Origin of the sequence: Thiobacillus sp. SCUT-2 (genome assembly GCF_035621355.1) — a bacterium.
Taxonomy (GTDB): Bacteria; Pseudomonadota; Gammaproteobacteria; order Burkholderiales; family Thiobacillaceae; genus Thiobacillus; species Thiobacillus sedimenti.
Genome location: NZ_CP141769.1, coordinates 2,168,758 through 2,192,475, shown reverse-complemented (window position 1 = coordinate 2,192,475; position 23,718 = coordinate 2,168,758). Strand labels below are relative to the sequence as shown.

31 protein-coding genes are annotated in these 23,718 nt (G+C 64.1%); 17 read left to right on the top strand and 14 right to left on the bottom strand.

All coding sequences use genetic code 11. The features are described from left to right. The first annotated feature begins 174 nt into the window (after nt 1-174). The 6 genes from VA613_RS10895 to VA613_RS10870 all read left to right on the top strand — a co-directional run bounded on the left by VA613_RS10895 (nt 175) and on the right by VA613_RS10870 (nt 7,815). Nucleotides 175-3,078 (top strand): ribonucleoside-diphosphate reductase subunit alpha, encoded by a 2,904-nt coding sequence (locus tag VA613_RS10895; protein ID WP_324779041.1) that lies wholly within the window; start codon nt 175-177, stop codon nt 3,076-3,078. Nucleotides 3,079-3,610: 532 nt separating this feature from the next. Next, complete coding sequence (locus VA613_RS10890; RefSeq protein WP_324779040.1) at nt 3,611-4,750, top strand: ribonucleotide-diphosphate reductase subunit beta; 1,140 nt, start codon at nt 3,611-3,613, stop codon at nt 4,748-4,750. A 112-nt stretch (nt 4,751-4,862) separates the two neighbouring features. Then, a complete protein-coding gene (locus tag VA613_RS10885) occupies nt 4,863-5,330 on the top strand; it encodes a hypothetical protein (RefSeq protein WP_324779039.1) in 468 nt (155 codons plus the stop codon). 225 nt (nt 5,331-5,555) lie between these two features. Continuing rightward, nucleotides 5,556-6,266, top strand: a complete 711-nt coding sequence (locus VA613_RS10880; RefSeq protein WP_324779038.1) for an NYN domain-containing protein — start codon at nt 5,556-5,558, stop codon at nt 6,264-6,266. A 174-nt stretch (nt 6,267-6,440) separates the two neighbouring features. Continuing rightward, nucleotides 6,441-7,112, top strand: coding sequence for a hypothetical protein (locus tag VA613_RS10875; RefSeq protein WP_324779037.1), 672 nt, complete (start codon nt 6,441-6,443; stop codon nt 7,110-7,112). Between the two features lie 58 nt (nt 7,113-7,170). Beyond that, nucleotides 7,171-7,815, top strand: coding sequence for a cupin domain-containing protein (locus VA613_RS10870; RefSeq protein WP_324779036.1), 645 nt, complete (start codon nt 7,171-7,173; stop codon nt 7,813-7,815). Nucleotides 7,816-7,884: 69 nt separating this feature from the next. On the opposite strand, the gene VA613_RS10865 is transcribed toward VA613_RS10870, so the two are convergent. Further along, nucleotides 7,885-8,253, bottom strand: a complete 369-nt coding sequence (locus tag VA613_RS10865) for a YciI family protein (protein ID WP_324779035.1) — start codon at nt 8,251-8,253, stop codon at nt 7,885-7,887. Nucleotides 8,254-8,264: 11 nt separating this feature from the next. Beyond that, the gene (locus VA613_RS10860) at nt 8,265-8,969 is read right to left on the bottom strand and encodes a winged helix-turn-helix transcriptional regulator (RefSeq protein WP_324779034.1); all 705 of its coding nucleotides are present in this window, start codon (nt 8,967-8,969) and stop codon (nt 8,265-8,267) included. A gap of 114 nt (nt 8,970-9,083) precedes the next feature. On the opposite strand from VA613_RS10860, the gene VA613_RS10855 reads away from it, so the two are divergent. Then, nucleotides 9,084-9,845, top strand: coding sequence for a methyltransferase family protein (locus tag VA613_RS10855; RefSeq protein ID WP_324779033.1), 762 nt, complete (start codon nt 9,084-9,086; stop codon nt 9,843-9,845). Nucleotides 9,846-9,883: 38 nt separating this feature from the next. Next, nucleotides 9,884-10,240 (top strand): nuclear transport factor 2 family protein, encoded by a 357-nt coding sequence (locus VA613_RS10850; protein ID WP_324779032.1) that lies wholly within the window; start codon nt 9,884-9,886, stop codon nt 10,238-10,240. 69 nt (nt 10,241-10,309) lie between these two features. On the opposite strand, the gene VA613_RS10845 is transcribed toward VA613_RS10850, so the two are convergent. The 3 genes from VA613_RS10845 to VA613_RS10835 all read right to left on the bottom strand — a co-directional run bounded on the left by VA613_RS10845 (nt 10,310) and on the right by VA613_RS10835 (nt 12,710). After that, nucleotides 10,310-10,831, bottom strand: a complete 522-nt coding sequence (locus VA613_RS10845) for a lysozyme inhibitor LprI family protein (protein ID WP_324779031.1) — start codon at nt 10,829-10,831, stop codon at nt 10,310-10,312. 148 nt (nt 10,832-10,979) lie between these two features. Beyond that, nucleotides 10,980-12,167 carry a thioredoxin fold domain-containing protein gene (locus VA613_RS10840; protein ID WP_324779030.1) on the bottom strand — a complete coding sequence of 396 codons (1,188 nt, stop codon included), beginning with the start codon at nt 12,165-12,167 and terminating at the stop codon, nt 10,980-10,982. 51 nt (nt 12,168-12,218) lie between these two features. After that, on the bottom strand, nt 12,219-12,710 hold the full coding sequence (locus VA613_RS10835) for a hypothetical protein (RefSeq protein WP_324779029.1): 492 nt from the start codon (nt 12,708-12,710) through the stop codon (nt 12,219-12,221). Between the two features lie 266 nt (nt 12,711-12,976). On the opposite strand from VA613_RS10835, the gene VA613_RS10830 reads away from it, so the two are divergent. After that, nucleotides 12,977-13,483 (top strand): DUF2339 domain-containing protein, encoded by a 507-nt coding sequence (locus VA613_RS10830; RefSeq protein WP_324779028.1) that lies wholly within the window; start codon nt 12,977-12,979, stop codon nt 13,481-13,483. Here VA613_RS10830 and VA613_RS10825 read toward each other — a convergent pair. From VA613_RS10825 to VA613_RS10805, 5 genes are all read right to left on the bottom strand, one after another. Then, on the bottom strand, nt 13,437-13,682 hold the full coding sequence (locus VA613_RS10825; protein ID WP_324779027.1) for a DUF3820 family protein: 246 nt from the start codon (nt 13,680-13,682) through the stop codon (nt 13,437-13,439). The genes VA613_RS10830 and VA613_RS10825 overlap by 47 nt on opposite strands. Nucleotides 13,683-13,704: 22 nt before the next feature. Then, nucleotides 13,705-14,616 (bottom strand): DMT family transporter, encoded by a 912-nt coding sequence (locus VA613_RS10820; protein ID WP_324779026.1) that lies wholly within the window; start codon nt 14,614-14,616, stop codon nt 13,705-13,707. 153 nt (nt 14,617-14,769) lie between these two features. After that, nucleotides 14,770-15,180: a hypothetical protein gene (locus tag VA613_RS10815; RefSeq protein WP_324779025.1), complete on the bottom strand. Its 411-nt coding sequence runs from the start codon at nt 15,178-15,180 to the stop codon at nt 14,770-14,772. 3 nt (nt 15,181-15,183) lie between these two features. Next, nucleotides 15,184-15,528: a hypothetical protein gene (locus VA613_RS10810; protein ID WP_324779024.1), complete on the bottom strand. Its 345-nt coding sequence runs from the start codon at nt 15,526-15,528 to the stop codon at nt 15,184-15,186. A gap of 103 nt (nt 15,529-15,631) precedes the next feature. Next, nucleotides 15,632-15,988 (bottom strand): hypothetical protein, encoded by a 357-nt coding sequence (locus tag VA613_RS10805; protein ID WP_324779023.1) that lies wholly within the window; start codon nt 15,986-15,988, stop codon nt 15,632-15,634. Nucleotides 15,989-16,438: 450 nt separating this feature from the next. Between VA613_RS10805 and VA613_RS10800 the strand changes: the two genes are divergently transcribed. Further along, on the top strand, nt 16,439-16,951 hold the full coding sequence (locus VA613_RS10800) for a hypothetical protein (protein ID WP_324779022.1): 513 nt from the start codon (nt 16,439-16,441) through the stop codon (nt 16,949-16,951). Between the two features lie 92 nt (nt 16,952-17,043). On the opposite strand, the gene VA613_RS10795 is transcribed toward VA613_RS10800, so the two are convergent. Continuing rightward, entirely contained in the window at nt 17,044-17,412 is a 369-nt protein-coding gene (locus tag VA613_RS10795) for a hypothetical protein (RefSeq protein ID WP_324779021.1), read from the bottom strand. Nucleotides 17,413-17,559: 147 nt separating this feature from the next. Between VA613_RS10795 and VA613_RS10790 the strand changes: the two genes are divergently transcribed. After that, nucleotides 17,560-18,459: an NYN domain-containing protein gene (locus tag VA613_RS10790; protein ID WP_324779020.1), complete on the top strand. Its 900-nt coding sequence runs from the start codon at nt 17,560-17,562 to the stop codon at nt 18,457-18,459. 60 nt (nt 18,460-18,519) lie between these two features. On the opposite strand, the gene infA is transcribed toward VA613_RS10790, so the two are convergent. Both infA and VA613_RS10780 read right to left on the bottom strand, forming a co-directional pair. Next, the gene (gene infA / locus VA613_RS10785; protein ID WP_324779019.1) at nt 18,520-18,783 is read right to left on the bottom strand and encodes a translation initiation factor IF-1; all 264 of its coding nucleotides are present in this window, start codon (nt 18,781-18,783) and stop codon (nt 18,520-18,522) included. A 139-nt stretch (nt 18,784-18,922) separates the two neighbouring features. Next, nucleotides 18,923-19,129, bottom strand: a complete 207-nt coding sequence (locus VA613_RS10780) for a cold-shock protein (protein WP_324779018.1) — start codon at nt 19,127-19,129, stop codon at nt 18,923-18,925. Between the two features lie 318 nt (nt 19,130-19,447). Here VA613_RS10780 and VA613_RS10775 point away from each other — a divergent pair, with 318 nt between their 5' ends. From VA613_RS10775 to VA613_RS10760, 4 genes are all read left to right on the top strand, one after another. Continuing rightward, complete coding sequence (locus VA613_RS10775) at nt 19,448-20,356, top strand: GGDEF domain-containing protein (protein ID WP_324779017.1); 909 nt, start codon at nt 19,448-19,450, stop codon at nt 20,354-20,356. A 93-nt stretch (nt 20,357-20,449) separates the two neighbouring features. Beyond that, a complete protein-coding gene (locus tag VA613_RS10770; protein ID WP_324779016.1) occupies nt 20,450-20,728 on the top strand; it encodes a CopG family ribbon-helix-helix protein in 279 nt (92 codons plus the stop codon). A 4-nt stretch (nt 20,729-20,732) separates the two neighbouring features. Next, on the top strand, nt 20,733-21,026 hold the full coding sequence (locus VA613_RS10765) for a type II toxin-antitoxin system RelE/ParE family toxin (RefSeq protein ID WP_324779015.1): 294 nt from the start codon (nt 20,733-20,735) through the stop codon (nt 21,024-21,026). A gap of 82 nt (nt 21,027-21,108) precedes the next feature. Continuing rightward, the gene (locus VA613_RS10760; protein WP_324779014.1) at nt 21,109-22,146 is read left to right on the top strand and encodes an RNA methyltransferase; all 1,038 of its coding nucleotides are present in this window, start codon (nt 21,109-21,111) and stop codon (nt 22,144-22,146) included. A 75-nt stretch (nt 22,147-22,221) separates the two neighbouring features. Here VA613_RS10760 and VA613_RS10755 read toward each other — a convergent pair whose 3' ends face one another. Further along, nucleotides 22,222-23,082 carry a secretin N-terminal domain-containing protein gene (locus tag VA613_RS10755; protein ID WP_324779013.1) on the bottom strand — a complete coding sequence of 287 codons (861 nt, stop codon included), beginning with the start codon at nt 23,080-23,082 and terminating at the stop codon, nt 22,222-22,224. A gap of 210 nt (nt 23,083-23,292) precedes the next feature. On the opposite strand from VA613_RS10755, the gene VA613_RS10750 reads away from it, so the two are divergent. Further along, nucleotides 23,293-23,427: a hypothetical protein gene (locus VA613_RS10750; RefSeq protein WP_324779012.1), complete on the top strand. Its 135-nt coding sequence runs from the start codon at nt 23,293-23,295 to the stop codon at nt 23,425-23,427. Further along, nucleotides 23,424-23,675, top strand: a complete 252-nt coding sequence (locus VA613_RS10745; protein WP_324779011.1) for a GlsB/YeaQ/YmgE family stress response membrane protein — start codon at nt 23,424-23,426, stop codon at nt 23,673-23,675. The genes VA613_RS10750 and VA613_RS10745 overlap by 4 nt, the downstream gene beginning before the upstream one ends. Nucleotides 23,676-23,718: the final 43 nt, after the last annotated feature.

The window sequence follows — 23,718 nt, the reverse complement described above, 5'->3', positions numbered from 1 at the left end:
CATTTCGGAACCGGGTTGACATGCCAGGTGTGCCACCTAGAATTTGTATCCGGCCCGCGCCAAGACCACAATATGTTGTGAATAAACCTGTTGGCGGGGGTTGGGCAAGCTGTGCATAAGGTGTGAACACCGGCCGGCGCCCGATCCACGAACACCCACCAAGGAGCCCCATCGATGCTGAATGTCGCCACCGAAACCGTTGCTGCCCCCCCTCTTCCGCCCCTCGAAGCTGCCGACGCGGCGGTGATCGACACGCGCTACGCCGACTACAAGATCATCCGCCGCAACGGCGCAGTGGTCGGCTTCGCGCCGAACAAGATCGCCATCGCCGTGACCAAGGCCTTCATCGCGGTGCAGGGCGGGCAGGCCGCGGCCTCGGCGCGCATCCGCGAACTGGTCGAGAGCATCACCGGCCAGGTGGTCAACGCGCTGATGCGGCGCCAGCCCAATGGCGGCACCTTCCACATCGAGGACGTGCAGGACCAGGTCGAGCTCGCGCTGATGCGCTCGGGCGAGCACGAAGTCGCCCGCGCCTACGTGCTCTACCGCGAGAAGCGCGCGCAGGAGCGTGCCGCCCAGAAGGCCGCCGGCGTGCCCGAAGCGACGCTGCACGTGGTCGAGGACGGCCAGAAGAAGCCGCTCGACACCGCGCGCCTCGCTGCGCTGGTCGCCGACGCCTGCACCGGCCTCGGCGACAACGTCAAGGCCGAGCCGATCATGCACACCGTGCTCCGCGACCTCTACGACGGCGTGCCGATGGCCGAAGTCGAAAAGGCGCTGGTGCTCGCCGCCCGCTCGATGATCGAGCAGGACCCGGCCTATTCCTACGTCACCGCGCGCCTGCTGCTCAACTCGATCCGCCACGAGGTGCTGGGCGAGGCCGTCACCCAGGCGCAGATGGGCGAGCGCTACGCCGACTACTTCCCCGCCTTCATCAAGAAGGGCATCGACGCCGAGCTGCTGGACGAGCGCCTCGCCCAGTACGACCTCGCGCGCCTCGGCAAGCTGCTCGACGCCGGCCGCGACTACCAGTTCGGCTACCTCGGCCTGCAGACCCTGTACGACCGCTACTTCCTGCACATCGAGGAATCCCGCATCGAGCTGCCGCAGGCCTTCTTCATGCGCGTCGCCATGGGCCTCGCGATCAACGAGATCGACCGCGAGGCGCGCGCGATCGAGTTCTACCAGGTGCTGTCGAGCTTCGACTTCATGTCGTCCACGCCGACGCTGTTCAACTCCGGCACCCGCCACAGCCAGCTGTCGTCCTGCTACCTGACGACGGTCACCGACGACCTCGACGGCATCTACCAGGCGATCAAGGAAAACGCGATGCTGCAGAAGTACGCCGGCGGCCTCGGCAACGACTGGACCCCGGTGCGCGCCATGGGCGCCCGCATCAAGGGCACCAACGGCAAGTCGCAGGGCGTCGTGCCCTTCCTCAAGGTCGTCAACGACACCGCCGTCGCGGTGAACCAGGGCGGCAAGCGCAAGGGCGCGGTGTGCGCCTACCTCGAGACCTGGCACCTCGACATCGAGGAGTTCCTCGACCTCCGGAAGAACACCGGCGACGACCGCCGCCGCACCCACGACATGAACACCGCGAACTGGATTCCCGACCTGTTCATGCAGCGCGTGATGGAAGGCGGCGACTGGACGCTGTTCTCGCCCAACGACGTGCCCGACCTGCACGACCTCTACGGCCGCAAGTTCGCTGAAGCGTATTGTGAATACGAGCGCAAGGCCGACCGCGGCGAGATCAAGCTCTACAAGCGCATCCCCGCCGTGCAGCTGTGGCGCAAGATGCTGTCGATGCTGTTCGAGACCGGCCACCCCTGGATCACCTTCAAGGACCCGTGCAACATCCGCAGCCCGCAGCAGCACGTCGGCGTCGTGCACTCGTCCAACCTGTGTACCGAGATCACGCTCAACACCAACGACCATGAAGTCGCCGTCTGCAACCTCGGCTCGGTCAACCTGGTGAACCACCTCAAGGACGGCAAGCTGGATCTGGACAAGCTCAAGACCACCATCCACACCGCGATGCGCATGCTCGACAACGTGGTCGACGTGAACTACTACGCCGTCGGCAAGGCGCGCAACTCCAACCTCAAGCACCGTCCGGTCGGCCTCGGCATCATGGGCTTCCAGGACGCGCTGCAGGAACTGCGCGTGGCCTACGCCTCGAACGACGCCGTCGAGTTTGCCGACCGCTCGATGGAAGCCGTCGCCTACTACGCCTACTGGGCGTCCACCGAGCTCGCCGCCGAGCGCGGCCGCTACTCCAGCTACGAGGGCAGCCTGTGGAGCCGCGGCATCCTGCCGCACGACTCGAATCGTCTTTTGCTGGAAGAGCGCGGCGGCTACCTCGAAGTCGACAGCTCGGCCACGCTCGACTGGGACGCGCTGCGCCAGCGCATCGCCCAGTACGGCATGCGCAACTCGAACTGCCTGGCGATCGCGCCGACTGCGACCATCGCCAACATCGTCGGCGTCTCCGCGTCGATCGAGCCGACCTACCAGAACCTCTACGTGAAGTCGAACCTCTCGGGCGAATTCACCGTCGCCAACAAGTACCTTGTCGCCGACCTGAAGAAGCTCGGCATGTGGGACGAGGTCATGGTCGCCGACATCAAGTATTTCGACGGCAGCCTCGCCCGCATCGACCGCATCCCGGCCGACATCCGCGCGCTCTACGCCACCGCGTTCGAGATGGAGCCGCAGTGGCTGGTCGAGTGCGCCTCGCGCCGCCAGAAGTGGATCGACCAGGCGCAGAGCCTCAACATCTACATGGCGGGCGCGTCCGGCAAGAAGCTCGACGACATCTACAAGCTGGCGTGGCTGCGCGGTCTCAAGACCACGTACTACCTGCGCACGCTGGGCGCCACCAGCGCGGAGAAATCCACCGGCAAGGGCGGCGAGCTGAACGCCGTGTCGGCGCACGTCGGCGGCGGCGTGAGCGCCGCGCCGAGCGCGATCGATGCGGCGGCGGCCAACCTGCCGGTGCCGGAAATCGAAGGCAAGGTCTGCACCATGCGGCCGGGCGACCCCGGCTTCGAGGAATGCGAGGCCTGCCAGTAACGAGGTTGTAGGAGGAGGAGCAGCACCCAAGAAGAGGCGAACCTGGTCAATGGATGCGGTCGTGATGTGCGACGGTCCGTTGGCCGGGGGTAGCCCGGCGGCTAGTCACTTTCTTTGTCTCGCCAAGCTGGCTTGATGGGACGTCATGCCAAGGCACGACGTCCGGTAACCAAAGAAAGGCGACCCCGCTGCGCCACCCCTCCGGGGCGGGCCTCGACTGAACCGATCCGCCGGGGCGGCTGCGCAACTCGCCCTGCGGGCTCAGACAGTGCTCGCCGAATTCCCCCGCCGGCCCGATCCAGTCGAGGTGGCGCAGAGGGGGGGTTTTAGCCCCTCCCCCGCAAGCGGGGGAGGGGCTGGGGAGAGGGCAAAGCTCAACTTCCCTCTCCCACATGCGGAAGAGGGCAAAAGCAGAACTCCCCTCTCCCGCTTGCGGGAGAGGGGCCGGGGGAGAGGGCAAACCCTCCCGCGAACCGATGAATAAGCAGTGTGGGCCCAGCCCACTTTGGTGTAACCAAAGGAGAAAACAACGATGCTGAACTTTGAAGAAGACTTCACGCCCGCCCCGCAACTCGCGCCGCGCATGCCCGAGCCCGCGTATGCGCCTGCCGGGGCTGCGCCCGTCGCGCCTGCTGCCGCCCAGCCAGCCGCGACGACCCGCGTCCGTGCCGCCGACAAGCGCGTCATCAACGGCGCCACCGACGTGAACCAGCTCGTTCCCTTCAAGTACAAGTGGGCGTGGGAGAAATACCTCGCCGGCTGCGCCAATCACTGGATGCCGCAGGAAGTGAACATGAGCCGCGACATCGCGCAGTGGAAGGACCCCACCGCGCTGACCGAGGACGAGCGCCGCATCGTCAAGCGCAACCTCGGCTTCTTCGTCACCGCTGATTCGCTGGCTGCCAACAACATCGTGCTCGGCACCTACCGCCACATCACCGCGCCCGAGTGCCGCCAGTACCTGCTGCGCCAGGCCTTCGAGGAGGCGATCCACACCCACGCCTACCAGTACATCGTCGAATCGCTGGGCCTCGACGAGTCGGAGATCTTCAATGCGTATCACGAGATCCAGAGCATCCGCGACAAGGACGATTTCCTGATCCCCTTCATCGACACGCTCACCAACCCCGAATTCAAGACCGGCACGCCCGAGAACGACCAGAAGCTGCTGAAGTCGCTGATCGTCTTCGCCTGCATCATGGAAGGCATCTTCTTCTACGTCGGCTTCGTGCAAATCCTCGCGCTCGGCCGCCAGAACAAGATGACCGGCGCCGCCGAGCAGTACCAGTACATCCTGCGCGACGAGTCCATGCACTGCAACTTCGGCATCGACCTCATCAACACCATCAAGCAGGAAAACCCGCACCTCTGGACCAGCGAGTTCAAGGCCGAGATCCGCACCCTGATCCAGAAGGGCGTCGAGCTCGAATTCCGCTACGCCGAGGACACCATGCCGCGCGGCGTGCTGGGCCTGAATTCCGCGCAGTTCAAGGAATACCTGCGCTTCATCGCCAACCGCCGCTGCCAGCAGATCGGGCTGGACGAGCTCTTCCCCGGCGTCACCAACCCCTTCCCCTGGATGGCCGAGATGATCGACCTGAAGAAGGAGAAGAACTTCTTCGAGACGCGCGTCACGGAGTATCAGACGGGCGGGGCATTGAGCTGGGATTGACCGGCTTTAGTGATGAAAAAGGCGCAGTTCTCTGCGCCTTTTGTTTCTGGGATTGAGAATTTGTAACGACCGGGCATAAGCGACCGAATTAGGAACAACACAAACTACTCATATGAAACTTTCTCAAATAGGAGGTGAACAACGAAACAACTACGTTTCATATGTGGAAAATCGTTGGGCACAACTTCAAGAGAGAATCGTTGGGCGGGCTGAGGCCGCCTGGAAATATCTGATGCTCACAAATTCGGGGAGTGCGGTTGCAGTCTTAAGTTTTATGGGGGCATACAAAACCATAACGCCAATTCCCCATGCCCATTGGATGCTAGTGGCATTCTTGTTGGGTTTAGTACTTGTGGGTTTGGGACATGCGACTGCCTATTACCGAGCGACTTGGCTCTTTTCAGGCTGGCGTATGGATATTTCGAAATTCTATGCGGATGAGCTTGAGTGGGGCGAGGTGCTAGCGAGGGACAATGATCGGTCGAGCTATTTCATCCTAGCTGATGTAATCGCTTGGCTTTCATTTGCCTGTTTCTTTGCCGGACTTGGCTTCGGTGTATACGATTTGACTACCTTATGAGGCGTGATCATGCATAGAAAGAATCAGCAAAGCTCGACAACGTCGTTACCCCCCAAAGATCGGAGTGACCATCCGAGAGTTCCGCCACCGCCGCCACCACCGCTACCCAAGCAGCCGCCGAAGAAATAGGTGCAATAGGGAACAGACCACGGTTTTTACCTTTGCATCAAACGGTGATGGGCTACGGTTTGTTCGCAATAAAATTTACGACCTAAACACAAGAAGATGGCGTCCCCAAACAGCGACAAACTTGCAGTTCTTATCGATGCCGATAACGCTCAGGCTTCTGTCATCCATGAGTTGCTCGCAGAAGTGTCGCGATACGGCACGGCAAGCGTAAAGCGGGCCTACGGGGACTGGACCACGACGAACCTCAAAGGCTGGAAGGATGTGCTACACAAAATGGCAATCCAGCCGATGCAGCAGTTCAGCTATACAACGGGAAAGAATTCCACCGACGCTTCACTCATCATCGATGCGATGGACCTGCTCCACGCAGGCGACCTGCATGGCTTCTGTCTGGTTTCATCGGACAGTGATTTCACGCGTCTCGCTACACGCATTCGGGAAGCCGGTCTCGCTGTGTATGGGTTCGGGGAAAAGAAAACACCTCAACCATTCGTGGCCGCATGTGACAAGTTCATTTACACAGAAATTCTGAGGCCGCAACAGGCGCCCATCCAAGACGATGCAGGCCCGGAGCCGCTGGAGCCAATGATCCGTGCGGCAGTTACTGCGACTGCCAGGGACAACGGGTGGGCGGCCCTTGCCGGTGTTGGATCAATGATCGTGAAGAACAGCCCGGCGTTTGACCCGCGAAACTACGGTTGCCAGAAGCTGGGTGAGCTCGTGCGCAAACAGCCTTACCTAGAGGTTAAGGAAGTTTCTCTTGGTGATGGCTCCGCCAACGTTCATCTCTACGTTCGGCTCAAATAGGAACAGTTAGGGACAAGCAGCGTTTCAAACGGGCACAACGAGGAATCAAAGGGGCCGGGCTCGATTTGTTTATGAACCAACTGAATTAAAGGGGCAGCTTCGGATTGTGTGCCCGGCGAACAATAGGGGCAGAACTGATCTGTCAGAAAATTTAGGAAAAAAAGGGGAGAGGGAATGTTTCGAGTTTTGCTGTTTCTTGTTATCGCGGCAGCAGCGGGGCTGGCTTGTGCAAGTGGGCCAGGCAATTTTCAGGCCCCGGGTTTCAAACTGAAAGGTCGCGATGCCGAAGCGTTGTCGGCGGATTGGTGGAAGTGGGCAATGTCCAGCCCGACAGAAATCAATCCAGTGCAAGATCGTTCGGGTGAGCATTGCGGAGTCGGCCAGAAGGGCAAGGTCTGGTTTCTCGCAGGGGGATTTGGCTCATCCAAGATCCGACGGAGCTGCACGGTCCCTTCGGATACCTATTTGTTCTTTCCGTTGGTCAATATGGCGTATTGGCCGCGCGAAGCGAACAACGGCTACACCTGTGATCAGGCCAAGGCGGGCGCTGCGATGAACAATGACACGGCGCTCGACTTGTTCGTGGAAGTGGACGGTGTGTCGTTGAAAGACCCGAAGCGCTATCGGGCGCGCAGCAGCAAATGCTTTGATATTTTCGAACGCGTCCCGGAATCGGTTAAGCCTTACAGGGCCTACCCGTCAGCCTCTGATGGCTATTGGATACTGATTCGGCCTCTAAAGACGGGGAAGCACACGATCAAATTCGGCGGACGATACAACAACACGACTGCCGATTATGGACGAATGGTGCAAGACATCGAATATGAAATTACGGTGGGTGATTGAGCAATAAATGGGGTCAGACACCATAACCCCTGCGATTGTTAATCATGGTGAAAATGACATGCATGCGGATCTGAACGAGCGCGTGGTGGTGGCGACGCAGACGGCGCCCTGGCTCGCCACGGCGGACGGCGAGGGCGCCTGCAAGCCGCTCGACAGCCTGGCGACGGGCACGACCAGCCTGGTGCAGGCGCCGGCGGGGGCGGTGTTCGCCCCGCCGGGCGGCGCGCTGGGTGAGGAAATCCTCGTGCTCGATGGCACGCTGACGGATGCGCGCGGCGTGTGGGGGGCGGGTGCCTACCTGCGCAATCCGCCGGGGTCGGATGTGTCCCTGCACAGTGAGACGGGGTGCGTGCTGTTCATCAAGCGCCTCGCTTTCGACGCGGAAGATACGTCGGTAGTGCGGCTGGATACGGCGTCCATGCGATGGCTGCCCGGTTTGGTGCCGGGGTTGGCGGTGATGCCCTTGCACGAGCATGCAGGCGAGCATACGGCGCTGGTGCGCTGGCAGCCGGAGACGTTTTTCCAGAGCCATGCGCATTTCGGCGGCGAGGAAATCCTCGTGCTCGATGGCGTGTTCGAGGACGAGTTCGGCCGCTATCCGGCCGGCAGCTGGCTGCGCAGCCCGCACATGAGCCGGCACCAGCCGTTCAGCCGCGAGGGGTGCACGATCTTCGTCAAGGTCGGGCACCTGGGTGCGGGGTAACGAGGCCCCCCTTGCGAACCCGCGGGGTCAGGTCTCGCAAGAACACATATCTATTCCGGCGCCCGCGCCTTATTTCGCGAAATCCTCGGGCCCGAAGACTTGCCGGATCTCGATGGTGTCGCCTTCGTCCGCCGGGCAGCGTTGCGCCCACTTCACCACGTCTTCCCTGGACGGCGCTTCCACCAGCCAGTAGCCGCCCAACACGTCTTTTGCTTCGATCGACGGTCCGTCGGTCACGGCGGGCTTGCCATTGGCGAACGATACGCGCGCACCCTCGGCCAGCGGATGCAGGCCGTTGAGCGATTCGATCTTGATCGCCTTGCCCATTTCTTCGTTGAACCGTCCCATTGCTTCCATCTTCTTCGGATCCGGCGCAAAGCCGGGCGCCGGCTTGCCGCCCTGGTACACGGCCGGAATCATCAGCATCATGAATTTCATGGTTGCACTCCTCAATCGTATTGGCGGTTGGCGATATGCGGCGCCTGCATGATGTCCCGCGTGTTGCTCAGCATGAACCAGTTCTTCATCGTGCGTGAGTACAGTGCAGAGCCCACCAGCTTGAGCTTGCCCGACGACGTGGCAGCGCTGAGCGTGGCATCGCCCATCCACACCTCGATCAGGGTACGCGGGTCGCTCACCACGTGCAGGTCGATATCCTTGCCGGGGTTGCTCGTGCACAGATCGGCGCCCGATTCGTCGACGACCACCCACCAGTCGCGATAGCGCTTCAAGTCGGGAAAGCTGAAGCGAATCACCGCCTGTCCGCCCGGCAGGGCATCGCGGTCGATGCGGCGCTGGACATCCCACATCAGCAGCTCGACGTCCAGTTCCGAATCGTCCATGTGCTTGCGCGCCCAGCGCATGCCCCACACGGCCAGCTCTTCGATGACCGGGTAGAGTTCGCGGCCGGCCGGGGTGAGGTGATACTCGCTCGAGCGTCCGCCGCCCACGGCCTTGCGAAACACCAGGCCCTGCTCCTCCAGCGTCTTCAGCCGCTTGGCGAGCACCGTCGGCGAGATCAGCGACAACGCCCGCTGAAAGTCGTTGAAGCGCTTCGTGCCCAGCAGCAACTCGCGCACGATCAATACCGTCCATTTTTCACCGAGCACCTCGCTGGCTTTGGCGATGGGGCAAAACTGGCCGTATTTCAACATGACGCCTCCAGGTCACTACGCAATGCGTAGCCGTTTACTACAGTTTGCGCACTAGAGAGTCTAGGCCGCCCACCCTAAATTGAACACTCCTTCAATGCTGACAGGAGAGACATCGTGAAAACGCTGCTGAACTGGATCTATGGGCTGGGCGCCTATCTGGCGGGCTTCGTGGCCTTGCTCTATTTCGTCGGATTCAGCGTGGGCGTGCTGACCCCGGTCAACGTGGACCGCGGCGGCACGGCTTCGCCTGGATGGGCCTGGCTCGTCGACCTCGCCCTCATCGCCGGCTTCGGCCTGCAGCACAGCATCATGGCACGCCCGGGATTCAAGGGCTGGCTGACGCGCCATGTTCCCGTGCACCTCGAGCGCAGCACCTATCTCGTGGCAACGACTCTGGCCTTGTGCATGCTCATCGCGTTCTGGCAGCCCGTGCCCGGGCACCTGTGGAAGCTCGACGACGGACCGCTTGCGGGCACGCTGACCGGCATCGCGCTTGGCGGGTGGGGGCTCGTGCTGCTGACCACGTTTCTCATCAGTCATGCCGATCTGTTCGGGCTGCGCCAGATCTACCTGCACGCCAGGGGCCTGCCCTACACGCCGGTTGCATTCAAGGCACCGGCGCTTTACCGGTGGGTGCGTCATCCGATGCAGCTCGGCGTGCTGATCGGAATATGGTCCACCCCATCCATGACCGGCAGTCACCTGCTGCTTGCCGGCGGGATGACCGCCTACGTGCTGATCGGGCTTCTGTACGAAGAGCGGGATCTGGTGCGGCAGTTCGGTGAGCGCTACCGCGCTTACCAGAGAAGTACGCCCAGGCTGATTCCGTTCGGGCGGTCAAGGGCGCGCCGCTTCCGAGCGCTCCTCGACGACTGAGCACGTTCCATCAACCACCAACCGTGAGGAAGAAGATCATGAACACCACCACCAACCAGACCCTGAGCGTGATGAACCGTCACCTTCATGCATTCATGACCAACCAGGGCGCCGCTGCCATCGCCGACGACTATGACGAGCACGCCGTTCTGCATGCGCCGGATCGCGTCTACCGCGGCGTCGACGAAATCCGGCGTTTCTTCGAAGCCTTCCTCGGCAATCTGCCCGAACGGGCGCTCGAGATCTTTCGCATGCGCACCCAGGAGGCGCATGGCGAGGTGGGTTATATCGTATGGAGTGTCGGCGAGCTGATTCCCTTGGGAACGGACACGTTTCTGGTCAAGGACGGCAAGATCGTCCAGCAGACTTACGCGGCCTATGTTGGCGCTCAATGAACAATCAAGGCACGGAACTAAAGGGGCCAGGCCCGGATGATCAAGGAGGCAGTGGGACGGCCTCTCATGTCAGTGACTGGCCTCCCGCAACTGCCTTTCCCTGACCTCGTACGCTTCTTTCAAGCACGCTGCATCCTGGCATTTGCCCCGGACTTCCTGCAGCCAGAAGAGCTGGGCAGCCTTGAGCTGTCGCCGCTCGTAATCGGTGTGAAGGCGCGCCATGGCATCCCGGTACGCGTTTGCGACGCTGAGATCGAGAACGGCCAGTTCCTGCGACGAGCACACCATCTGCTCCGCCTTGCTGGTCACGCGTGCGCAGTCGAAGCTCGGCCTGATCTGGGCGGAATCCGGTTGCGGCACGGGTTTCGACGCGGCCGGGCCGGCAATTTGACCACTGAAGAATTTGCCCGGGCCGACGACGCCGATCCCCAGCATGACCAGGCCGATGACGACGACGAGGATGCGCGAGCCGGCCGACGCCACGACAACCGAAAACTTCTCGATGAAGATCTTTCCGGACGCGCCGATCAGAACGAACAAGGAGCCGATCAAGATCAGGAGAATGTTGGGGTCGAGGTCCTTAAGGCTCATGCGCATGCTCCTCATGCTGAAAAAAGACTTCTGCCGTTCTGGAATCACTATAGGCGCCAGGCGCGAAATCATTCCACCCGTTCGACGGGCCTTGGCCTTACCCATAAAAAACGGCCCGGACGGGCCGTTCGCGTGAATTCGCGCGCGTCTATTTTTTCCCCGCGGGCTCGTCGCCCATGCGCCAGATGTCCACATCCTGGCCCTGTTCGCGCAGGTGTTCCGACTTGGCGGACAGGTAGCGCTGGAAGCTCGGCTCTGTTTCATACGCGCCGCTCAGCACGTAGGTCAAAATGCCCTGGGTGTGGAACAGCTTGAAATAGGCCTCGGAGCGGATGATCTCCTTGCCCTTCGCATCGAACAGCACGATCGAGGGCGCATATTTGATGTCCAGCGCCCGGGCCCATGCGCGCGCCGTGGTGGCTTTGCCCTGCGGGGTGATCAGCGGCGTGTCCGACCACATGTTGAGCTGGATCGCATCGAACCCGGCGATGATGCCGCGCGTCTGCTTGTCCGACAGGATCCGGTGGTGCAATTCGGCGCATGCCGGGCAGTCGCGCTGCTCGAAGAACACGGCGATCGGCCTGTCCTTGCCGCCCTTGCGCACGAGATTGAAGGGCGGCTTCCTGAAGAAGGGTTCATCGATCAATTCGCTGCCCGTGGCAGGCGGCTGGTGCGCTGCGAGGTAATCGAGGTAGTCGGATTCCTTCGCGCCCTGCGCCGCAAACTGCAGCGCAGTCATGAAGCGGGCGGGCGGGATGTAGCCATTGAGCCGCAGTACGGTTTGCCCGGCTTCGTCGAAAAACAGGATGGTGGGGGTGAATTGCACCTTGAGGCGGGCGGCAAACTGCTTCTCGGTCATGGACCGGTTGTCGAGCCCCACGACCTCGCGGTCGCCCCACATGTTGATGGCAATCACGTCGAAGTGTTTCCGCAGGTAGGTTTCGATGTCCTTTTGCGAAAGGTTGCGTTCGACCAGGGCATGGCAGTAGGGGCAGCCGTCCTGCGTGAACAGGAGCATCACGCGCTTGTTTTTGGATTGGGCTTCTGCAATGTCTTCCCGCAGGTTGAGGAAGCTTGACTTGAACCAGCTTGGGTATTCGGTCTGGACCGCGCCATGGAAAGCGCCTGCTTTCCTTTCCGCTGCGTGAGCAAGGCAGGTGAACAGGAGCAGGATGCATGCGAACCACGTCAGGAAATGGGGTCCGTGCGTCGAACGTGGAATCATGTGGTCTCCATTCCGGTTGCCGTCAACGACGGTCTTGAATCGACCGGCGACGCCGGGTTGAGGCGGGTCGCCGCAGCTCAGGGTCCTTGTGCATTCTGCCATTCCGATCATAGGTGAATCGGCCTGTTTGTTTTTCCCCCGGTTTTGCCAAGGTCTGCCCGGCTAGCCGGCGTCGCCCAATTTGGCATTCAGACCCGGCTCTTTCAGCCATTCCAGGATGTCATCTGAAATTTCCTCGCTAAGCGACGTCAATGTCGAGCAAGCTCGAAACGAGCCGCCAATCGTCTGGCGCCTGACTTCGAAGCTCCCCAGCAGTTTATTCCCCTGCATGAGCTTTCCTTCCAGCACGAGCCACTTCGGTCCCGTCCAGCCTCCGCCGCCAAGCGTGTGGAGATGCGTGGCAACCAGTACCAGCCTTTTTCCGGTATTCGTGTTGGATTCCTTCTCCGCTACGACCACACGTCCATCGGACTCCGCTGCCAGATAGCGCGGCATGGTGGTATTCCAGTCGCATTCCTTGCGGACGGCTTCATTCGCGACATCGTCGCCTTGATAGGGAATGAGCGAAGACACTTGCACAACGTCCTCGGCTCGAGCAGATGCTGTCGCAAGACAGATCAAGGACACCGCAAACAATCCATGTATGGCTTTCATGACAATCTCCCTTTTTTGACGAAATAACGGAACAACAGGGGGCACTGGACCCGCCTCCCTTTGGATATCCGAAATGGATGCCGGCGTTTGACGTCCGGTCAGCACGATCCTTTAGGTGACTTTTCCATCTGATATCTCCCTGGCCATTGTCGCCATTTGCGAGTGTCCGCTAAATCTCCGTCAGCTCAGGCTGTAGGGCCAAGAGGCAACGTTGACCCAAGGCCAACGCGAACGCTCAACGATGAAAACACAGGGAGGCGCGACACATGAAAACCCTCGAGGAACGCCTCGCGCAAGGCGAGGCGCGGCTGGAGCGCATCGAACGCCTGTTGCCGGCGATGCCGGCCACGCAAGCGGCGGCGCCTGCGACTGCTGAAATCCCCGCTGCCGCTGCACGGGAGATGCCGCCGGCTTATACGCCGCCGGCGCCGACACGCCGCGTAATGGACCCGCAGTACAACGCTCCCGCGCCGATGCCGTCCGAGCGCAGCGAGATCCCCGTGACGCAGATCCTCGGGTGGGCCGGGGCGACGGCGCCGGTGCGTGCGGTGGCGCATCTGATCCGGCTGGCCCTCGACGCGGGGTGGTTGACGCCGGAGCGGCGGCTTGGGTTGGCGGTGCTGTCGGGCCTGGGCCTGATCGGCGCGGGGCTGAAGCTGCATCAAAGGGGCCTGGCTCGAATCAAGGCCGACGACCCGTCTGATGAGGCGTGCCATCCGTCTGAAATCACGCTTGATCAGAGCGCCCGGGAGGTTTGCTTGCTCGCTGCCTGAGTGGGGTGAGGATGTCCGCCAGGCCGTTGTGATCGATTTCCTGCATCAGGGCCAGCAGGCGGCCAATTTCCCCCGGGGGGAACCCTTTGCGCGCGAACCAGTTGAGGTAGTTGCCAGGCAGGTCCGCAATGATTCGGCCCTTGTGCATGCCAAATGGCATCTCCCGGGTGACCAGCAGTTCCAGGTCCCTCGGATTCATGACTGAACGGTCTCCTTCATCCTCATCTTGCGGATTGATGCGTCGCGCCTAGCGCCGCGCCGACCGTCACCAGCACGACGCCGGCGATGGTCACGGCATCGAGGGATTCCTTCAGCAAGGGGACGGCGGCGACGGCCGAGATGCCGGGAACCATGGCCAGCATGAGGGTGGCGCGCTGCGGTCCGATGTTGTGGATGGCGTAGGCGAACAGCAGGCCGGCAATCGAGGCCGCGAGGATGCCTTGATAGACGCCTTGCAGCAGGACGAAGGACAGGGGAACGGTGGCGATGGCCTTGGGCAGGAACGCGAGATAGACCGGCGCGTAGCAGGCCATCGAAATCACCGCGATGCCGATCGTCGCGTCGAGGGGCGAGACGTGCCAGTGCTTGAGCAACAGGCCAAACGAGGCATAGCAGGTTGCGGCCAGCAGGAAGAACACGTCTCCCACCCATTGGTGGGCGGGCGCCCCGGCAAACTGGCCGAAGCTGTGGAGGCCGATCAGCACGATGCCCAGGCCGGCGACCAGCAGGGCGAACTCGGAGCGGATGCCGGGGCGGCGCCCGAGGACGAGCCAGGCGAGCAACGCCGTCGCGAAGGGAATGCCGCCATTGACCAGGATGCCCGCATGCGCGGTCGGCGCCAGCGAAAAGCCCGCGTAGACGAACAGCCCGTAGCTCATGCCGCCGAACGCGGCCAGCACGGCCAGCCGCGGCCACGGGAGGCGCCGCCAGCGGGCCAGCACGAACGGCAGGCACACGATCCCCGAGAAGACGAAGCGTGCGGCCGCCATGTCGTAGGGCGTCAACGGGCTGCGGCCGCCCAGCCGGGAGACGATGTTGAACCCGGACCAGACCACGACGACCGCGGCCGCAGCCGCGAAGCCCTTCAACAACTGGAGGCGGTGGGCCGGAACGGGGAGGGCTTCAGCGGTCATGCGAGGGGCCGAACCGGGCCTGTCGCGCGGGCCGCGAAACGAGCGCTCGGCGCTGCGCCGGCTGGCGCTGCCTGGCCTTGCGGGACGTTGTCGACGGGGGGGAATCCGCTTCGAATTTCATCGGGCCGGCCCGATCAATCCGTCTCGGGCGATTCAGGAAAACCAGCGCAGGAAGGCGGCAGCCGTCAGCGCCACCGCACCCAGCGCAGCCAGGCCCTGGAAGGTGCGTTTCATCGCATCGGGGCGCCATTGCCGGCCGCGCAGGAGAACGCGGGCGGACAGCAGCACGCCCGCGACCGCCGCGGTGATCTTGACGACCAGGGCCGTCATGGCGACGCTGCTCAGATCCGGCGTCTCGCCGTAGTAGTGGTAGCTGACGAGACCGAACACGCCGCCGCTGGCAAGCTGCGCGGCCCAGGCAGCCAGGATCAGCCAGGCGAATGCGCGCCCGGCTTCGAGCCGGGGCGCGGGCCACAGCGCGAATGCCGCGCCCCCCAGCACGGCGACGGCGCCGAAGTTGTGCACCACCTGGGTCAGGGCATAGGCGAGGTTTTCCGGTGACACGGCCTAGTCCACCGTGACCTGGATGCACTGCTCGATGCCGATGGGCACGTGGGCCTTGTTCACCACCTTGACGCACAGACTGTGCTTGCCGGATGACAGGGTTTCCAGCAAGTAGCTGCCCTTGGCCTTGCGCAATATCGCCACCTCCTTGTTGTCGACGTAGAGGTGGGCGTGATCGCCGCGCGGGCCGTACACCACCTCGTAGGCGACGCGGTTCTCGCTCATCCCGTCCAGGGTGGCGCCATCCGCGGGCGACGTGATCACCGCCTTGCCCTGTGCAAAACCAGTCGAAGGAACTGCGGCGACGAGCATGAGCCCCAGGCTGGCAATGAGTTGTCGTGCGTTCACGTTGCGCTCCTTTTCGGTGAATTGAGAAACACGGTCGTTGGCCAGTGCCAATAGTAACAACAATGGGGCAGCCCCCGGTCTGCATGGCCGAGCGCCGAAGGACTCAGCGATGCGCGTACCCCAGCACCAGGAGCAGCAGCGCCGACAGCGCCATGGCCGCGTGCAGGCCGACGCCCATCATCGGGGGCGGCGAGCGATGTTCGCGATTGCCGATGCGCAGGGCCAGCATCACCAGCCCGCCCGACAGGGCCAGCACGAACAGCAGCGCCGCGTCGTTGACCAGCATCTGGACAGGCCCGCCGGAGATCTGCTTCGCCAGCAGGCCGAGGCCGAGCACGGCGACGCCGGCGTGCGCCGCCGCCAGGGGCCGCGAACTGCGTCGATGGCGCACGCCCAGAACGACGAGCCATAGGCCCAGCGCCACCGCCAGGCCGAACAGGAGGATTGCGGCAAGGATCATGCGGGTTCTCCGATCAAGGATGGCAATGCAACCTTAAAGGCCGCGGCACGCCGCCGCAAGCCGTCCGGGTCAGTTTTGCAAGACCGCGTTCCTCGCCCGTGTCGAGGTGACGTTCTTCCGAGATGAATCGATGAAACGGGGCGTGAGAATGTTGCTTTGCAGGACCCGGCCACCGAGCGGTGTGCGAACACCGAAACAAATCGGGCCGGCACAGACTCAATGAACCGTGTCGACATCCTTTACACATACGAGGGGCGACCCTCTCGTCTCCCGAATAATTTCCTCACCGCAACAAGGAGTTGGCGCGCTGCGCGAATTGGGGGAACGGCTCTTGCTTTTGACGGCCGGTGGCTGTCGATCGCCGGCAGCGACTCGAACAAGACAGAACGAATACCCTGGGGGGAGGAAGGTATGAAAATAATGCACGTGTGTCGTGGTCTACTTGTCGCCATGGCCTGGATGGCTTTTTCCCCCGGCTTCGCTGGCGCAGCGCCGATGACGTATTCAATCAATCAGCCGGGGTGGAGTTTCAGCCCGTACGTATGGGGGATCGGGTCGACGCCGTGGTATCCGGGCGGGGTGGTCTCGGGCTTCTTCGAGGGAGAGGATCTCAACCACGACGGGCACATTAGTTTCGCAGCGGGCGAGGTTACCGGCTACCAAATCTCCTACTCGGGCAACTCGTTCATCCCGGCGTTTACCCATTCGCTCGCTGATTTGCAGTATCTCGATTACCCGCTGGGCTCGGCCGGTTTTCAGCCGGGCATCCTCTACAGTTCCGGGTCCGGATTCATCTACGATGCCGACGACAGGGTCCTCGGGTTGCCGGATCTGTCGGTCGTCTCGACGACTGCAAGCTTTGCAGCCGTGTCTCCCGTTCCGGCGCCCGCAACGCTTTCGCTCGTTTTGCCGGGCCTTCTGTTCATGGCGTTCCGCACCACGAGACGGCCCGCCATTGCATGAGTCGCTGGCCACCCAGGCGGCGCGCGCATGAAGGCGGAATCAAACGAGCCGCGCTCGATTGATTCTTCATCCGCTTCCGAGAAGGCATTCGCTCAAATCAGCTTCGCCCGCGTCAACTCGCCCAGATAGCGCGAGTAGCCCATTTCCGCGATCCGCCCGCCGGCCGCCTGCTCCAGCGCGGCGGCAAAGCCCAGTTCTTCGTCCTCCGGATCGTCCGGCACCACCAGCGTGCCGCCGTCGGCGAGGCGGATGCGGATGCCGTTGACCAGGCCGTTGGGCTCGGCGGCGCAGATGAGGTAGAGCGGGCATTCCTCCCAGGCGGCGATCTGGCCGAGGGCGAGCCAGATCTCGCGGGCGTCGATGCGGCGCTCGGCGTGGCAGCGCGCCGGGTTGCCGCGGCCGAAGTCCTCGGGCCGGACGGCTTCGGTTTCCTGCAGGGGGAAGATCCGGATGAAGGGCATGGCGGGTTTTCCTCTGTCGGGTTGCGCGTGGATTCCCCGCATTATCCGGTCAAACGCGGCGGGGCCGGCCCTGCGTCTGCACGGCCGGCCGCCGAAATCCGGCGTTTGCGGCTAAAGTGAACGCCAGGACATCAGGGGGAACCGACCATGGCCGTACCCGAGACACACAATTTTGCCGTCTTCTGCGATTTCGAGAACGTCGCGATCGGGCTCAGGGAAGGCAACTTTCCCGACTTCAAGATTCGCCCCGTGCTCGAGCGGCTGCTGCTCAAGGGCAGCATCGTGGTGAAGAAGGCCTACTGCGACTGGGACCGCTACAAGGACTACAAGCGCGACCTGCACGAGGCGGCGTTCGAGCTGATCGAGATCCCGCACCTGCGGCAGTCGGGCAAGAACTCGGCGGACATCCGCATGGTGGTCGACGCGCTCGACCTCTGCTACACGAAGTCGCACATCGACGCCTTCGTGATCATCAGCGGCGATTCCGATTTCTCGCCACTGATTTCCAAGCTGAAGGAAAACGGCAAGAGCGTGATCGGCATCGGGGTGCGCGGTTCGGCGTCGTCGCTGCTGATTTCCAACTGCGACGAGTTCATCTTCTACGAGGACCTGGTGCAGGCGAAGCCGGCGCCGCGCAAGGCGGCGAAGAAGCCTGCGCCCGAGAAGCCGGCTGCGGCGAAGGAAGCCGCGGCGGTCGAAGCGCCCGGCAAGGCCCCGGCCAGCCGGCGCCGGGGGCGGCCGCAGGTGGCCGACGAGGCGGCCGCGCCGGCCGAGCCGGGCCCGGAAGACAGGAAGGCTCGCGCGATCGACATCGTGGTGAGCACGCTGGAGCAGCTGGTCGCGGAGCGCGGCGGCGAGGGCGCGATGTCGGCTTCGCTGATCAAGAGCACGATCAAGCGGGTCCACCCGGGCTTCAGCGAGTCGCAGTACGGCTACGGCGCGTTCGGCAAGATCCTCGACGACGCGCACAGGAAGGGCGCGCTGGTGGTCGACAAGAAGGAAGGCGGCGCCGTCCTGGTGAGCCTGCCGGCGTCCCGGGGCGAATGAGGAATCGCCGGGAGCCGGGCAGCCGCGGCGGTTGCGGCGCGATGGCCGGGCAGGGTGGGATCAGTGCTTGCGGCGCGGCTGTGCGGGGGCGGGGCCGCTGCGGCCTTCGATGTGGCGGAAGGTGATGCGGCCCTTGCTGAGATCGTAGGGCGACATCTCGAGCGAAACCTTGTCGCCGGCGATGATGCGGATGTGGTGCTTGCGCATCTTCCCCGCCGTGTAGGCGACGAGGCAGTGGCCGTTGTCGAGGGTGACGCGGAAGCGGGAATCGGGCAGCACTTCGTTGACCACGCCGCGCATTTCCAGCAGTTCTTCTTTTGCCATGAGGGCATCTCCGGGGGAAATCGATGAAAAGAAAAAGCCCGGCGAGGTGCCGGGCTTTCCGGAGGGACGGCGCAGCGGGCGCAGGCCCGGCGCGACGACCCTTGATCGCGCGGCAGGCACGGCGTGCCTGCCTGGCGGCTCAATCGGCGGCGCGGATGTTCGACGCCTGCTGGCCCTTGGGGCCGGCGGTGACGTCGAAGCTGACGCGCTGACCTTCGGTCAGGGTCTTGAAGCCCTGGCCCTGGATCGCGGAGAAATGGGCGAAGAGATCATCGCCGCCGCTTTCCGGGGTGATGAAGCCGAAGCCCTTGGAATCGTTGAACCACTTCACGGTACCTGTTGCCATGTCTGTATATCCTGAAAAAATTGAATGCAGGGGGACGTGCCCCCATTGGGGACGACGGTCAAGACAGCAGGTGATGAAGGAGAAACCTGCAGGACGCAGGAGAGAACCAGACAACAACAGGACTACTTGAAAGTCGCTGACCGGACTATGCGCTGATTGTCGCGCGCATGCAAGCACAATTTGTGTGCAGTGCCGAAGCGACGGCGGCGCTGCGATAAAATCGTCGGACGCCCCGGCGCGATGGCGAAGGCCGGCGTTGCGCGGCGGACGCCGCGTTTGCGCGCGAGGCGGAAGAAAAAAAGGGGAGGCGTGGGGGAATTGACAGACGAGCAAACCGACCCGGACATGCTCCGGCGGATCCAGAACGCGATCGACATGCTGCCGAGTCCGATCTTCATCAAGGACGCGGACTGCCGCTACATCGCCTGCAACCGCGCGTTCGAGAGCTATATCGGCCTGCCGCGCGCGAAGATCGTCGGCGCGACGGTCCGTGACGTCGCGCCGCCCGAGCTTGCCGCCATCTACGAGCGCGCCGACCGCGAGCTGCTGGCCGCCGGCGGGATGCAGACCTACGAGACCAACGTGCGCTATGCCGACGGCAACGTCCACGACGTCATCTTCTACAAGTCGGTGTTCTACCGCGCGGACGGCGAACCCGACGGCATCTCGGGGGTGATCCTCGACATCACCGCGCGCAAGAACCTGGAGAACGAACTCGCCCTGGCGGCGCGGGAGGATTTCCTGACCGGTGCGGTCAACCTGCGCACCTTCTACGAACTGGCCGACCAGGAGTTCGCGCGCTTCAAGCGCACGGGTGCGGCGTTCTCGCTGCTGGTGCTCGACCTCGACCGCTTCAAGCAGATCAACGACACGTTCGGCCACGAGGCGGGCGACGAAGCGCTGCGCAGCTTCGTTCAGGCGGTCCGGGCCAATCTGCGCGAGCAGGACATCCTGGCCCGGGCGGGGGGCGACGAATTCCGGGTGCTGCTGCCGGCCACGCCGCCCGACGAGGCGATGGTGCTGGCCGAGAAGATTCGCGAAGAAGTGAATCGCGTGCGCGTCCAGACGCCGGACGGCAGCGTCAGTCTGTCGACGAGCGCGGGGCTGTGCCGCTGCCACCCGCGCGACACCGGCATCGACGACATCGTGCGCCGGGCCGATGCGGCGCTGTACGACGCCAAGGCGGCGGGCCGCAATGCGGTGCGGGCGCATGCCGGTGCCGAGTAGCCGGCTTGAACGGGAGGTGGCGGGGCCAACCTTGCATTGACGTTGCAGGCGCAGGGTGCTACCTTGGTGTCACCTGCAGCCGAGGCACAGCCGATGTCGACCACCACCCTCAAACTCCCCGACGATCTGAAGGAACGCATCGCTGCCGTTGCGGCCGATGCCGGCAAGACGCCGCATGCCTTCATGGTCGACGCACTGGCCGCGCAGACCGCGCTGGCGGAGCGGCGGCGCGCCTTCGTCGACGCGGCGGTGAGAGCGGAGCAGGACGTTGCCGAATACGGCGTTGTCTACGATGCCGACGCGGTGTTCTGCTATCTGCAGGACACGCTCGCCGGCAAGCGCGCCAGGCGCCCCAAGGCCGTCAAGCTCTGAGCCCGTGGCGCGCCTTGTCTTTGCGCCGCATGCCCTGCAGGACGTCGAGCGCCTCACCGCCTTCCTGATCGAATCGGACCCCGATGCCGCCGCGGCGACGGCCCAGTTGCTGTTCGGCGGGCTGCGCATCCTCAAGGAGCATCCGCTCGTCGGCCGGCCAGCGGAACACGGCTACCGTGAACTGCTGATTTCGCGCGGGCGCACAGGCTACGTGGCGCTTTACAGATTCGATGTCGAACGCGACGTGGCGATCGTGCTCGCCGTGCGTCATCAGCGTGAGGGCGGATTCGATGGCTGACATCGCGCAAAGCCAGCGGCAATGCTGGAACGGCGCCGTGCCCCGGGCGGCTCCCGGTCCCCGTGCTACCATCCGGCCCGCCATGCGACTCCCGCAACTCCGTCAACGTCTCCGCGACCTCGGCGCCGCGCCCTGCCACGAAGGTCGCGTGCTGCGGGCGTGGGTTCAGGTGCGTTCGCTCGACAACAAGCGTCGGCGCGCTGACGATTTCCTGCCCTTGGCGGTGCGTGACGCGCTGCCCGGCCTCTTCGCCGAACTGGGCGGCCTGGCGCGGGTGCATTCCGAGCACCCCGGCGAGGACGGCTCGGCGCGCCTCCTGGTGCGGCTGGCCGACGGCCAGACGGTGGAGAGCGTGCTGCTGCCGCGCGACGGCGTGTGCGTGTCGACGCAGGTCGGCTGCGCGGTGGGCTGCGTGTTCTGCATGACCGGCCGCGCGGGCCTCTTGCGCCAGCTCACGAGCGCGGAGATCGTCGCCCAGGTGGTGCTGGCCAGGCGCCGGCGGCCGGTGAAGAAGGTGGTGTTCATGGGCATGGGCGAGCCGGCCCACAACCTCGACAACGTGCTCGAGGCGATCGAGCTTCTGGGGATCGAGGGCGGCATCGGCCACAAGAACCTGGTGTTCTCGACCGTGGGCGACAGGCGCGTGTTCGAGCGGCTCCCGCAATCGAAGGTGAAGCCGGCGCTGGCGCTCTCGCTGCACACCACCGATCACGCGCTGCGTCGCCGCCTGCTGCCGAAGGCGCCCGACATCGCGCCGGAGGAACTGGTCGAACTCGGCGAGGCCTACGCGCGCCGCAGCGGCTATCCGATCCAGGTCCAGTGGACGCTGCTCGAAGGCGTCAACGACAGCGAGGCGGAGCTCGAAGGCATCGCACGCCTGCTGGCCGGCAAGTACGCGGTGATGAACCTGATTCCCTACAACAGCGTCGAGGGAGGTTCGGGCGACGGCTTCCGCCGCCCGAGCTGGGAGCGCGCCGCCGCGATGGCGCGCGCGCTCCACCTGCGCGGCGTGCTGACCAAGCTCCGCCACTCCGCGGGGCAGGACGTCGAGGGCGGCTGCGGCCAGTTGCGGGCGCGCGTACTGGACGTCGAGTCATCGAAGCTGCACGGCCCGCTCTGAGGGGGCGTCCGCGCCTGCCTGGGCCCGGCTGATTTGTCTTCGCCAGGCCGCTGCTGCCGCGCTTCGGGCCTGCGCTCACTCGTCGACCAGTTCGACTTTCAGCCAGACGCGCTGGGCCTGCCGGGTGTCGGTGGCACGCGAGTAGGCGAGGGCACGGTCGCGCTGCGCGTCGTCCGTTTCGCCGCCGCCGACCTCGATCCATTCGCCCAGCCTGCCGGTGAGCGTGACGTGCATCTGCTGCCCGGCGACCACGCGAGGGTCCGTCGCCGAAATGACCTGCTGGACCGGCGTGACGTCCAGGCTGACGCGATCGCCGACGAGGCGAGGCTGTACCTGAAAGCCGCTGCCGATGTCCTGGTAGACCACGCTGTCGCGCACTTCGCGGCCGTAGAGGCCCCGGATCGTTTCGCGCCGGGCCAACGGCCGGCTGATGCCCGCGCGGATGTAGGCCTGGCTGCCTTCGGTGACTTGAAGTTGCTGGGTGACGCGGCTGTTCTGCTCCACCGTGCGGTCTGCCAGACGCGCGCCGATGCGCGTTCCCGCGGTGCCGGCCTCGACGCGGACGCCGCCCCGTCCGCCGGTCGGCAGTCGCAGCTCGACGGGGCCGCTTTCCACCTGGCCGTGCAACTCGGCTTCGCGGGTGTCGACGGCGCGTTCCAGGCTTTGCCGGACGGTGATGCGCAATTGGCGCAAGGGGATGTCGAGGGCGGCGAGGGCCTGCCTGATCTGTGCACGGTTGGACGGCGAGGCCCGCAGGATCAGCTGGCCGTGCACGCCGGTCAACACGCCGCCGGGCTCGAGCAGCGGCCTCAGGAGAGGCAGCATGTCCTCGACGCTGCGGTGCTGCAGGCTGATGACTTCGAGGCCGTCGTCCGCATGGGCGGGGGTGAGCAGGGCGGCCAGCACGAAAAGCGGGATGGCGAGGATGCGGTGCATGGCAATCGGTCCTTGTCTGGCGGCGCCGGTGCCCGATCGAAGCCATCGACCGGCGGGCGCCTCGCCCATTCTGATTGAACCGGTGCGCCCGAAGCAAGGACGCGGTCGCGCTCAGGCGGATTGCCGGGGCGGAGGCGGCAGTCGCGCCGGCCCCGCCGCGCGGCCTGCTATAAACAAGACGAGCGGGATGCCGCGTCGGGTCTGGCCTCGATGCTCGATCTGGATGGCGACGGCAACCCGCTCGACGACATTCTGCAGATGGTCGGCGGATCGCGGGACGAGCGTCCGGCGGCGCCATGCGGGCGCAGGGCAAGGCTTCGACGCATGAAAGGAGATCGCACGTGAGCTGGATCGTTTCGCTGATCATCGGCGGCATCGTCGGCTGGCTGGCCAGCATCGCCATGAAGACCGATGCCCAGATGGGCTGGATCGCCAACGTGGTGGTGGGGGTGGTGGGGTCGATGCTGGGCTACTGGATCGCCGGGCTGCTGGGCTTCGCTGCCGTCGGCGGCATCGCGCGCTTCATCGTCGCGTTCGCCGGAGCCGCACTGCTGATCTTCATCCTGGGCAAGCTCGGGGTGTTCCGCAAGTAGCGCCAGGCGGGCCGGCGCTTTGGCAGGATCGCCGGATGGAATC